Raw genomic sequence first — 11,746 nt, 5'->3', positions numbered from 1 at the left:
ATGCCCCGGCGGGTACCCGTCACCGACATCCGTCCAAGACGTAGACCGATCCTGGAGGTCTCCATGCTCCGCGCCATCGCAGACGTACTCCGCAGCATCGGCAGCGCGATCGCCACCGTCGTGACGCTGCCGTTCCGGGCACTCGCCCGGCTGTTCGGCGGAGCGTCGCGCTCCACGCACTGACGGCTTCCTGCTTCCTGAGGGCGGCGGGGCGCTGCCTTTCGGGGCACCACAGACGGCAGGGTCCCGAGCCCTCCCCTGTGATCGAAGCAGACTGTCGAACGTCTCCGCAGTATCCGTCGCCCGAGCCGGGAGCCACGAACCGTGACCGACCTCGATCCGTTCACCGACCTGCTCGACTGTCCGATGTACGTCGTCACCGCCGAGGCCGCCGGTGAGAGGTCCGGCTGTCTGGTCGGCTTCGGTTCGCAGTGCTCCATCCGGCCCGCGCGGTTCGTGGTCTGGCTGTCCAGGGCCAATCACACCTACCGGGTCGCTGTGCATGCCGAGCGGCTCACGGTCCATCTGCTCCGCCGCGACCAGGACCGGTTGGCCCAGCTCTTCGGCGGCGAGACCGGCGACCGTACGGACAAGTTCGCCGACGTCCCGTGGCATCCGGGACCGGGCGGGTCCGTGATCCTCGACGAGGCGCCCGCCTGGTTCGTCGGTCGCGTGGAGAGCCGGATCGACGGCGGCGACCACGTCGGTTTCCTCCTCGCTCCGGAGACGGCGAAGAACCTCGCAGGCGCCCCGACCCCGTTGCTGTCACTGGACAGCGCACGTGGCATCACCCCGGGCCACCCGGTGAGCTGACTCTCCGCCCGCGGGCGCTGGTGATCTTCTCGGCCCTCTGCTTCGGCAATCGGGGCAACGGCGGGATCAAGCGCTCCCATCAGGCCGCTTCGTCAACGGTCTGGTGTCCCGGCGGGTCGGCGGGTCGGCGGGTCGGCGGGTCGGCGGGTCGGCGGAATGACCGTCGCCCTCCATGCCCAGTTGGGCGGGAGCGCGCTCGCACTGGTCCCGGCGCGGAGTCCGTCCGGCGGCCCGGCGGTTCTGCCTCGCTCGTGGACTACGGCGGGGCGCGGTGCTGCTAGGAGAGCGCCCCGCCCGCGCGTGTGGGTGGCATGGCTGCCGTACTGCCGGCGCTGTGGCTGGTCTCGCAGGACACGCCGGGCACCGCCGGGGAGAGAAAGAGTGCGATGTCCGAGGGGGTGCCGAGCGGTCTGTGGCCGGTGGTGCTGAGCCGGGTGGTGTCCGTCGTGGCGGGCATGGTCGGGACGGCCGCCATCGTGCTGTATCCGGAGGCGACCGCCCGGCAGCTCATGGCCGTGGCCACGGTACTTTCGTCCCTCTGTCCCGCCGTCCCGGTTGTCCTCGCGCTGCTGTTCCTGGGGGAACGCCTGAACCGCCTTCAGAGCTTCGGCCTGGTGTGCGCGGCACTGGCCATCGGTCTGATCGCCCTGCGCCGAGTCCCGCGGACGGCGCTTTCAACGGTTCAGTGCCTTACGCAACCGGTGAAGCTCGGTTCGCCGGCCGCGTGTGCCGCCAAGGTCATCTTCCGCAGGGCGTCGCGGGCCACGGGGGTGGGCCGGAGCGGTTGCTCCGGCCCACCCCGCGCGCACCCCGGCTTATCGACGACGAACACCGCCTCGTCTACCGAGCCGACGACAAACAAGTCAAGATCCTCAAAGCTCGGTACCACTACACCGACCAGCCTGGCTCAGGCGTGTCGGCCAGTCCTTCTTGCCTCCGCCCGCCAGCAGCACGCGGTTGCCGGCCCCCTGCCGACCGGCGACGTACGGCCGACCGCGCGCAAGCGGCGAGAGCTAGCCCGGTGTGACCCTGCGCGAGGGTCAGGCCACGGTTGCCGCGGCGAGGTGTCCGTCGTGGAGAATGCCTGAACGATGACGTCGACGCCTTCCGGACCGGCGCAGGCCGGGTACGCGCCCTTCGCCCACCTCACCGTGCCCAACGCCGCCCTGTACCGCCGGGTGATGGGCGCGTTCCTGGCCGCCAAGGAGCGCTTCGCTGTCCAGCTGCGGCCCGAGGACGTGTTCGCGGCGCTGCCGCCGGAGCACCGGCCCGCCGACGTGGACACGGTGGTCAAGGCGCTGGACAGCCTCGTCGAGTGGGGCAATCTGCGAGCGGATCCGGACACTTCCCGGGTCACCGCGGTCGAGGACTTCTACCGCAAACGCTTCATCTACCAGCTCACCCAGGCCGGCGAGGCCGCCGAGCAGGCGCTGTCCACGTACGACGAGGCGCTGGGGCGGCGCGGCGCACTGCAGGCGGTGGCCCTGCACGACATCGTCACCCAGTTGCGGGCCCTGCTGGTGATCACCGCCGAGCAGGAGGAAGGGGAAGGCGAGCCGGACGCCGCCAAGGCGCATCTGGCGCTGTCCGCTCTGACGAGCCGGTTCGAGGCGCTGGCGGAGAACGCGCGGGCGTTCATGGGTTCCCTGCAGCGCACAATCGACCTGCACGGTGTGGAGGTCGAGGTGTTCCTCGCCTACAAGGACCGCCTGATCCAGTACCTGGAGCGGTTCATCCAGGACCTGATCACGCTGGGAGGGCGGATCGCCCTGCTCATCGGCGAGTTGGAGGAGCGGGGCCGGGTCGGCGTGCTGTTGCGGCTGGCGGCGGCACGGGAGGCGGTCGACGCCGCCCCGGACGAGGCCGAGAGCGCCGAGGCGCGGGCGTACGAGCGGTGGGTGGGCAGGTGGTCGGGGCTGGCCGCCTGGTTCGTGTCGGCGGACGGCCGCGAGTCGCAGGCCCGTCTGCTGCGCGGCCGGGCTCTGGGGGCGATTCCCCAACTGCTGGCGGTCGTACGGCAGTTGAACGAGCGGCGGGCCGGGCGCTCGGACCGCTCGGCGGACTTCCGCACCCTGGCCCGCTGGTTCGCCGAGGCCCCCGACGACGCGGCGCGGCATCGGCTGTGGCGTGCCGCGTTCGGGCTGTATCCCGCACGTCACCTCACCGTCGACGCCGACACCCTCGACCGGCGAGCCGCCCACCCGGTGGCCGCTTCCACCCCGTGGGCCGAGGCCGAGCCGCTGCGGATCAGTCCGCAACTGCGCCGCACCGGCAGCTACGAGCGGCGCGGCAGAACCCGCCGGGTGCAGGACCGGTCCGAGCAGCGCAGGCGCCTCGCCGAGATCGCCGCCAAGCAGACGCAGGAGATCGACGCCGCCCGCGCCCGCCTCGCGACGGACGGCGCCACGCGGCTGTCCGCGCTCGGTGAGCTCGACCCGCTCGCCTTCGGCCTGTTCCTGCAGCTGCTCGGCGACGCCCTGGCCACCTGGCGGCCCGGCATGACGGCCACCGTCGCGACCAGCAACGACGGCACGATGGAGATCCGGCTCACCGCTCCGGCGGACGGTACGAGGGCCGAGATCCGCACCCCCGGCGGCACCTTCCGCGGCCCCGACCACCTGGTCGAGATCGTCGATCTCACCCGAAACGGTCAGGTGCGCGCCGCCGGCACTTTCAGCGGGGAGGAGTCATGACCACGCCCCTGGGCGAGGTGCTGGACGGTCGGCGCACCGCCGAGTTCCACAAGGCCGCCCGCGCGCTGCTGAAGGAGCCGCTGCTGCTCGCGCACGGCCCGCACGCCGAGGAGTTCCGGCTGGTGCGCCGGCACGCCGGCGACCTGCGCGACTGGTTCGACCGCAACACCGGCTGGCCGCTGCGGGTGGACGCGGAGGCGGCGCGGCTGGGCAGGGCACCCGGCACCCTGGCCGACCCCACCCATCCGGCCCGCGAGGCCTCCCGCGCCCGCGCGCCGTTCACCCGCCGCCGCTATGTGCTGCTGTGCCTGGCGCTGGCCGCGCTGGAGCGCGGCGAGGCGCAGATCGCGCTCGGCCGGCTCGCCGAGCAGGTGGTCCTGGACGCCGCCGATCCCCATCTGGCCGCCGCCGGGATCGAGTTCACGCTGGAGCGGCGCGAGGAGCGGCTGGATCTGGCGGCGGTGGTACGGCTTCTCATGCGCTACGGCGTGCTGCGACGGGTGGCCGGGGACGAGGACGCCTACGTCAGCGGGGCGGGCGATGTGCTCTACGACGTCCAGCGCCGTGTCCTGGCCGGACTGCTCGCCGCCCGCCGCGGCCCGTCGATGGTCACCGCCGACGGCTTCGAGGACCGCCTGGCCGAGCTGACCGCCGAGAGCGCCCTGGACAGCGACGAACTGCGCTTCCGCGCCATCCGCCAGCGGCTGACCCGGCGGCTGCTGGACGACCCGGTGCTGTACTACGCGGAGCTGACCGACGAAGAGCTCGCCTACCTCACCCGCCAGCGCGCCTTCATCACCGCCCGGATCACCGAACTGACCGGCCTGGTCGCGGAGGCACGCGCCGAGGGCATCGCCATGGTCGACCCCTTGGACGACCTGACCGATGTCCGGATGCCCGAGCAGGGCACCCGCGGACACGTCACCCTGCTGCTCGCCGAGCACCTCGCGACCGCCGACGGCGCGGTCAGCCGCGACGAGTTGGAGCGCAGGGTGCGGGAACTGGCCACCGAACACGGTGGTTTCTGGTCCAAGAGCGCCAAACAGCCGGGCGCGGAAGCGGAGTTGGTCGACCAGGCCCTGACCAGGCTGACCGCGCTCGGCCTGGTCGCCGCCGCACCCGACGGCGTCGCCCCGCTGCCGGCGCTGGCCCGGTACGCGGTCGGCGAGACCGTCGTACGGGATCCGGGAGTCCCCACCCCTCGTCCCTCTCAGCGAAAGGCGTGACCGCCGTGACCGCCCTGCCCACCCCCGCGCCCGGCCGGTGGCGGCCGCTGCGGATCGGCCTGGTCGATCTCTTCTACTACGACACCGAGGAGTTCTGGTTCCGGGACGGACGGCTGCTGTTGCGTGGCAACAACGGCACCGGCAAGTCCAAGGTCCTCGCCCTCACCCTGCCCTTCCTCCTGGACGGCGACCTGTCCGCGCGCCGCGTGGAGCCCGACGCCGACCCGGGCAAGCGCATGGAGTGGAATCTGCTGCTGGGCGGGCAGCACCCGCACCCCGAGCGGCTCGGCTACACCTGGATCGAGTTCGGCCGCCACGACGAGGCCGTGGGACAGGACCGCTTCCTCACTCTGGCCTGCGGGCTGAAGGCGGTGGCGGGGCGGGGCATCGCCCGCCACTGGTACGCCGTCACCGACCAGCGGATCGGACCGGAGCTCAGTCTGCTCGACGCCACCGGCACCGCGCTGTCGCGGGACCGGCTCGCGGAGGCTGTCGCCGGGCGCGGCATGGTGTACGACACGGCCACGGCGTACCGCAGGGCGGTGGACGAGGCGCTGTTCGGGCTGGGTGAGCGGCGGTATGCGGCCCTGGTGGACCTACTCGTCCAGTTGCGCCAGCCGCAGCTGTCGAAGCGGCCCAATGAGGCGGCGCTGTCGCGTGCGCTGACCGAGGCGCTGCCGCCCATGGACCAGGCGGTGATCGCCGATGTGGCCGAGGCGTTCCGGTCCTTGGACGAGGAGAAGGAGGAGCTGCGGGCGGCCACCGAGGCCGAGCGGGCCGCCTCCGCCTTCCTTGACCACTACCGCCGTTACGCCCGCGTCGCCACCCGCCGCCGTGCCCGGCTCCCCCGCCACGAACACGCCCGCTACGAGCAGCTGAACCGTGACCTCGCGCAGGCCCAGACCGAGCGGGCGCAGGCCGAGGAGGACAGGGAGTCGATCGCGGGGCGGCTCGCACAGCTGGACGAGAGTGCCGCACGGCTGAAGGCACAGGAGGCCGCGCTGCGCGAGGGCCCCGAGATGCGCAGCGCCCGGGAGTTGGAGCAGGCGGCCGCCGACGCCCGCCGCACCGCTGGTGAACTGTCCCGCACCGAGGCGGACCGGGAGCAGGCCGCCCAGGCACACACCCGCGCCCTGGGCCGCCTCGCAAGTGCCGGCAGACGGTTCGCGGCGGCCGAGGAGCAGGTCGCGGACACACTCGCGCGCGAGCGGGAGGCGGCTTCGGCCGCCCGCCTCGACGGTGATCTGCGCATCGAGGGCGCGCCGGAGGCCGAACTGCGCCGCGCGGCCGAGGAGTCGGTGGCGCGCAGGCGGCGCACGGTCGATCACGTTGAGGAGCTGGCGTCGCGCGCCGAGGAGGCCGCCGCCGAGCGGCGCGCCGCCGCCCGCCGGCTGGACGAGGCGCAGACCGAGGCCGGGCACACGGCCGAGCGCCAGTCCCAGGCGGAGGCCGCCGCGACCCGGGCGGGCCGGGAGCTGGTCGCCGTCGTACGCGAACACCTCGACGTGTGCGAGGAGTTGACGCCCCAGGACCCGGTGGGCCTGCTGGACGGCCTGCAGGACTGGGTCACGCATCTGCGGGGTCCCTCTCCCGCGCGGGTGCATGCCGCCGACGCCCATCGTGCCCGGGCCGCGAACCTGGCCGACCGGACGGCGGCCCTCGGTCAACGGCTGACCGAACTGAACACCCTGCGCGCCGAGAGCGAGCGGGAGCTCGCCGACCTGGAAGCAGGCAGCCAGCGCGGTCCCGCGGCACCGCACACGCGTACTCCCGGCGTGCGTGAGCAGGCGCCCGGAGCGCCCCTGTGGCGGTTGGTCGACTTCCACGATCATGTGGCCGCCGGTGAACGTGCGGGTCTGGAGGCGGCGTTGGAGGCCTCCGGGATCCTGGACGCCTGGGTGTGCCCGGACGGCACCGTCCTGCACGCCGACGGACATGACGTCCTGCTGTCACCGGGGGCCCCGCTCACCGGGCCGGTGCTCGGCGACGTGCTGCGCGCGGCCGTGGACCACGGTGATCCGCGCGCCGTGGCGGTGGGCGGGCAGACGGTGGCCCGCCTTCTGGCCGCCGTGGGTCTCGGCTCCGGCGGCGACACCTGGGTGGCGGCGGACGGCCGCTTCCGCGTCGGAGCGCTGACCGGCAGCTGGTCGAAGCAGGCCGCCGTGTACGTGGGCGAGGGCGCCCGTGAGGAGGCGCGCCGGGCCCGGATCGCCGTCCTGCGCGGCGAACTCGACGCCCTGGCACGCCAGTCGGACGAGCTGAAGGCCGAACGGGCCACGGTCGCCGGGCGCCGCCGCACGCTGGATGCCGAACTGGCCGCCGTTCCGGACGACGCCGCCCTGCGTCACGCCCACGCGCTGGCCGCAGCCGCCGCGGACGCCGTCCACCGGGCCCGCGCCCGCCAGGACGAACGCTCCGCGGAACTGGCCGCGGCGGCCGAGCAGGAAGCCGAGGCCGCCACCGAACTCACCGACACGGCAGCAGCCGTGAACCTGCCCGCCGACCGTCCACAGCTGCTCGCCGTCCGCCAGGCGCTGGCCGACTACACCGCCGTCCTGGCCGCCCTGTGGCCCGCCCTGCGCGAGCGCGCCGATGCCGGACGCGCGGTGGCCGACGAACGCACGGAAGCCGAACAAGCCGGCGCGCGGGTGGCCGAACTGGCCCTGCGGGCCGAGGAGTCGGCCCGCCTGGCGGCCGCCGCCGACGAACGGCACACGACCTTGCGTTCCACCGTCGGCACCGCCGTCGCGGAGCTGGAGCGGCGCCTGGCCGCCACCGCCGAGGCCCTGGTCACGTGCGACCGCGACCAGCGCCGCTCCCGCGAGGAGCACACCGCTGCCGACCGGCGCGTCGGCCATGCGGAGGGCCGTATCGAGCAGTTGGAGAAGGACGTGGGCGAGGCCGCCGCCTCCCGCGCCGAGGCGATCGCCGCGCTCCAGCGGTTCGCGGCCACCGGACTGCTGGCCGTCGCGCTGCCCGATGTGGCCGCGCCCGCACTGGACGACGGACCGTGGGCTGCCACCCCCGCCGTCGCGCTCGCCCGCTCCATCGAGGCGCAGCTGTCGGGCCCGTCCGGCACCGACGACTCCGACGGCGCCTGGGAACGCGTCCAGAAACGGCTCAGCGAGGAGTTCAAGAAACTCCAGGACGCCCTCTCCCGCGGCGGCCACACCGCCACCGCCCGCATGGTCGAGGACGGCATGGTCGTCGACATCGTCTACCAGGGCCGCCGGCGGACCGTGCCCGCCCTGGCCGCCGCCCTCACCACCGAGGTGACCGAACTGGCGCGCATCCTGTCCGCACACGAACGCGAGATCCTCGAAACCCACCTGCTCACCGAGGTCGCGGGCACCCTGCAGGAGCTGATCGCCGCGGCCGAGCGACAGGTGCGGGCCATGAACGCCGAACTGCAGGAGCGGCCCACCTCCACCGGCATGAAGCTGCGTCTGGTGTGGCGCCCCTCGCGCAAGGCGCCGACCGGGCTGGCCCAGGCACGGGAGCGCCTGCGCCAGTCCGCGGACGCGTGGCCACCCGAGGACCGCGCGGCGGTCGGGGAGTTCCTGCAGGCCGAGATCGCCCGGCAGCAGTCCGACGACACGGCGGGCAGCTGGCTTGAGGTGCTCACCGCAGCGCTGGACTACCGGTCCTGGCACGAGTTCGGCATCGAGCGCCACCAGCACGGTGCCTGGGTTCCGGCCACCGGCCCCGCCTCCGGCGGCGAACGCGTCCTGGCCGTGTCCGTACCGCTGTTCGCCGCCGCCTCCTCGCACTACGCCACGGCCGCCCCCGACGCCCCGCGCCTGGTCACCCTGGACGAGGCGTTCGCGGGCGTGGACGACGACTCGCGGGCCAAGTGCCTGGGCCTGCTGCACGCCTTCGACCTGGACGTGGTGATGACCAGCGAACGCGAATGGGCCTGCTACCCCCAGGTCCCCGGCATCGCCATCGCCCAGCTCTCCCGCGTCGACGAGATCGCCGCGGTCCTGGTGACCCGCTGGGAATGGGACGGCACCGAGCGCGTACGGGGCAACGAACCGGACCACCTCCTGGCGACCCTCCCCACCCAGGCGGCTCCCCCGACCGCTGCGGTCGGGGCGGCGGCACCCGTGCCCGCCGACGGCACAGACCCCGGCCAGGACCCGCTGTGGGCATGAGTGGGCGCGGGCGGCCCGGTCCCCCCGAAGAGCCCGGCCCGCGTATCGACCTCGACCGCCTCGGCCGCCTGCTCGGCGACCCCGGCCTGGCCTGGCTGGTCGAGCGCGTCCGGCGACGTATGGAGCGGGACGAACCCCTCACCGGCCCGCTCGCCCTGACCTCGCCCACCACCGCCGAACGCGCCGCCGCCGAACGCCTGCTGGGCCGCACCCCACGCGCCGGACGTTCACTGACCGTGCGCCTCGACGCGGTGGATGCCGTGCTGCGCCGCTCCGGCATCAGCCCCGACGGCCTCGCCACGGCCGTCACCGCGCTCACCGGCCCCGTCGCCCGGCTCGCCGACGTACGCGCACAGGAGGCGGGGGCCTGGCAGGAGGCATACGCCCCTCTGGCCACGCTGGGCCCCGAACTGGCCGAGTGGGCCGACCAGTTGCGCAAGGACGGTCTCATACGCCGCCTCGCCCGCACCCCGCAAGCGGCGAAGGCCCTGCTCACCGACGCCGCGACGGTCCTGCGGACGCTGCCCGCCGACCCGGCGGTCTCCCTGCCCGCCTTCGCCGCCCCCGCTCTCGGCAATGCTCACGCGCTCGACGACGGAACCCCGCTCGCCACGATCGTCCTCTCCGGCATCCGTGCCCTGACCGGCTTCCCCGACGGCAGCGGAGCCGAATGGCGCCGCGAGGTCTGGGCCTCGGCCGGCCTGCTCAGAGATGCCCTCTCCTCCACCGTCCTCACCGTGGGCCTGCGCGGCACCCCCGCTCTCGACTGGATGACCGACGCGGGCGAACCGGCTGTCCTGACGCTGCGCCAACTCACCCACAGCCCGCCGAGGACGGCGCCCGGGGTCGTGTACGTGTGCGAGAACCCGACCGTCCTGGCCACCGCGGCCGACATCCACGGCCCCACCTGCCCGCCCTTGGTCTGCCTCCAGGGCCAGCCCTCGGCCGCCGCCCTCACCCTCCTACGCCACCTCAACTCCCACGGATCCACGCTCCGCTACCACGGCGACTTCGACTGGGGCGGCCTGCGCATCGCCGACGCCCTGCTGCGCCGCGTCCCCTGGCAGCCCTGGCGCTACACCGCCGCCGACTACCGCACCGCGGCCGCCGCCACACCGCTGGCCCGACCCCTTACCGGCACACCGGCCGACGCGGCGTGGGATCCCCCACTGGCCGTGGCGCTGGGCGAACTCGGGGTGCGCATCGAGGAGGAGACCGTGCTGGACATCCTTCTGGCCGACCTCGCGCCTTGAGACTTTCGCGCCGGCAGCACCGCGCCATCACACTCGACCGCCCGGCCACGCGCCGGCCGGCTCGGCTGCTGTGCGTCGCGGTTCTTGCGGTGCGTCGCGGTTCTTGCGATGCGCGAGCGCGGTGGCGGCCGCCCCGTTCACCCGCCATCCCCTGTCACGGCGTGTTCACCGGGTCGGTGGACAGGAAGCGGCCCAGCGACGGGTCGTACATCCGCGCGCCCAGGATCGACAGGCCCGTGGAGTCGTCCTCCGCCTTGCCCGTGAAGCCGCGGTCCATGGACGCCGGCAGGGCGGTGGAGCCGCGCTGCTTGCCGAAGGGCAGATAGCGGCGGCGGGTCACGATGCCGCCGACCGCGGTGATCATGAGCTGGGTGGACGCCTGGCCGTCGTTGAGCAGCCAGGTCAGCGCGCCGTTCGCAGAGCCGTCCGCGACACGCACCGCGACCGTCGTGCCGTCCGCCGAGTAGTAGCGGCTGGCCGTCGCCGAGCCGCTCGGCGTCTTGTGGATCTCGTGACCCTCCAGGTAGTGGACCTTCTCGCTCGGGGCGTTGCGCAGCAGCACGTTGCCGGTGGCGTCGTAGACGTAGCTGGTCGTGTTCGAGCCCGTGACCACGGACGAGACCTTGTGCAGCGACGACCAGTGCACCGTGGAGGCGACCCCGTTCACCGTACGGGAGTCCATCTGGCCGGCGTCGTCGTAGCCGTAGGTGTCCGTGCCGGTCGATGTGACGACGCTGGTGACGCCGTGCGGCTGGGCCGCGCCCGCGGTGTAGTTCTGCTGGTCGGCGGAGTAGCCGGGGTAGACGTAGTCACGGACGGTCGAGCCGCTCGACGTCGTGGACGTCTCCTTCTGCAGGTTGCCGAGGCCGTCGTAGGTGTACGCCAGCTGGTACGGGTCGTTGGTGCTGGTCAGGTCAGGGGTGAAGGCGCCGGTGCAGCCGGTCGAGACCGCCGTCGTCCACGCCTGGGTGAGGCGGTTCAGCTCGTCGTACGTGAAGCATTCGTGCTGGCCGGTGAGCTCGTCGGTGCGGTCGGTGATCTGCCCTGACGCGTCCCGGACGTAGTCGTCGTTCTGCACCGGGGTGCTGCCGGCCTTGCTGGTCGTGGAGGTGATGTTCTTCAGCCAGCCGGTGCCGGTCGCGTCGTCGTAGGTGTAGCTGCGGCGCGCCGTGACCGGGGTGTTGGTGGTGTCGGTGCTGCTGCCGTACGTACGCCCGGAGAGGCGGCCCAGGGTGTCGAAGTCGGTCGCGTCGACGTACGTCGCCAACGGGCTGGTCAGCTTGTCGACCATGCCGAGGCTGTCGTAGCCGGTGGTGACCGTCTCCGCCTTCAGCCCGCCGATGGCGGGGTAGTCGACCGCCGTACGGTGGTCGGCCTGGTCGTAGTGGTAGACGAAGTGGTACCTGCCGTTCAGGCCGGCGCCGTCGCCCGCGTTGGGGATGGTGACGGTGGTGCCGGTCTGGCGGCCTCGGGCGTCGTAGCCGTCGACGGCCTCGGTGGAGGCGTTGCCCGCGCTGTCGTACGAGGTCGCGGAGGCGAGTTCGCCCTTGCCGCCGGTCGCGGTGTCGTACTTCGTCTCGGTCAGCAGCGTGCTGCCCTGCTTGACC

At 73.4% G+C, this 11,746-nt stretch carries 8 protein-coding genes and 1 pseudogene; 7 read left to right on the top strand and 2 right to left on the bottom strand.

Features of this window, described 5'->3' with window-relative positions; all coding sequences use genetic code 11:
- The first annotated feature begins 63 nt into the window (after positions 1–63).
- Positions 64–183: an LPFR motif small protein gene (locus OH768_RS37010; protein WP_406460344.1), complete on the top strand. Its 120-nt coding sequence runs from the start codon at positions 64–66 to the stop codon at positions 181–183.
- A gap of 141 nt (positions 184–324) precedes the next feature.
- Complete coding sequence (locus OH768_RS37005; RefSeq protein WP_406460343.1) at positions 325–813, top strand: flavin reductase family protein; 489 nt, start codon at positions 325–327, stop codon at positions 811–813.
- Positions 814–1,090: 277 nt separating this feature from the next.
- On the opposite strand, the gene OH768_RS37000 is transcribed toward OH768_RS37005, so the two are convergent.
- Positions 1,091–1,336, bottom strand: a complete 246-nt coding sequence (locus OH768_RS37000; protein WP_406460341.1) for a hypothetical protein — start codon at positions 1,334–1,336, stop codon at positions 1,091–1,093.
- A gap of 288 nt (positions 1,337–1,624) precedes the next feature.
- Between OH768_RS37000 and OH768_RS36995 the strand changes: the two are divergent.
- From OH768_RS36995 to OH768_RS36975, 5 genes and pseudogenes are all read left to right on the top strand, one after another.
- Positions 1,625–1,705, top strand: a pseudogene (locus tag OH768_RS36995) (type II toxin-antitoxin system YoeB family toxin); the annotation flags it as partial.
- Positions 1,706–1,904: 199 nt separating this feature from the next.
- Positions 1,905–3,506 (top strand): TIGR02677 family protein, encoded by a 1,602-nt coding sequence (locus OH768_RS36990; protein ID WP_406460339.1) that lies wholly within the window; start codon positions 1,905–1,907, stop codon positions 3,504–3,506.
- A complete protein-coding gene (locus OH768_RS36985; RefSeq protein ID WP_406460337.1) occupies positions 3,503–4,732 on the top strand; it encodes a TIGR02678 family protein in 1,230 nt (409 codons plus the stop codon). The genes OH768_RS36990 and OH768_RS36985 overlap by 4 nt, the downstream gene beginning before the upstream one ends.
- Positions 4,733–4,737: 5 nt before the next feature.
- Positions 4,738–8,886 carry a TIGR02680 family protein gene (locus OH768_RS36980; protein WP_406460335.1) on the top strand — a complete coding sequence of 1,383 codons (4,149 nt, stop codon included), beginning with the start codon at positions 4,738–4,740 and terminating at the stop codon, positions 8,884–8,886.
- The gene (locus OH768_RS36975) at positions 8,883–10,139 is read left to right on the top strand and encodes a TIGR02679 family protein (protein WP_406460333.1); all 1,257 of its coding nucleotides are present in this window, start codon (positions 8,883–8,885) and stop codon (positions 10,137–10,139) included. The genes OH768_RS36980 and OH768_RS36975 overlap by 4 nt, the downstream gene beginning before the upstream one ends.
- A 154-nt stretch (positions 10,140–10,293) precedes the next feature.
- On the opposite strand, the gene OH768_RS36970 is transcribed toward OH768_RS36975, so the two are convergent.
- Positions 10,294–10,503, bottom strand: coding sequence for an RHS repeat-associated core domain-containing protein (locus OH768_RS36970; RefSeq protein ID WP_406465598.1), 210 nt, complete (start codon positions 10,501–10,503; stop codon positions 10,294–10,296).
- Between the last annotated feature and the right edge of the window lie 1,243 nt (positions 10,504–11,746).

Source organism: Streptomyces sp. NBC_01622 (assembly GCF_045209635.1).
Lineage (GTDB): Bacteria > Actinomycetota > Actinomycetes > Streptomycetales > Streptomycetaceae > Streptomyces.
The sequence above is the reverse complement of the archived record's forward strand: the minus strand, read 5'-3'. Positions and strand labels throughout refer to the sequence as shown.

Coding starts and splice junctions, on each gene's coding strand:
- OH768_RS36975 (WP_406460333.1), top strand. CDS start 8,883: ATGAGTGGGCGCGGGCGGCCCGGTCCCCCCGAAGAGCCCGGCCCGCGT.
- OH768_RS37010 (WP_406460344.1), top strand. CDS start 64: ATGCTCCGCGCCATCGCAGACGTACTCCGCAGCATCGGCAGCGCGATC.
- OH768_RS36990 (WP_406460339.1), top strand. CDS start 1,905: ATGACGTCGACGCCTTCCGGACCGGCGCAGGCCGGGTACGCGCCCTTC.
- OH768_RS36985 (WP_406460337.1), top strand. CDS start 3,503: ATGACCACGCCCCTGGGCGAGGTGCTGGACGGTCGGCGCACCGCCGAG.
- OH768_RS36970 (WP_406465598.1), bottom strand. CDS start 10,503: ATGATCACCGCGGTCGGCGGCATCGTGACCCGCCGCCGCTATCTGCCC.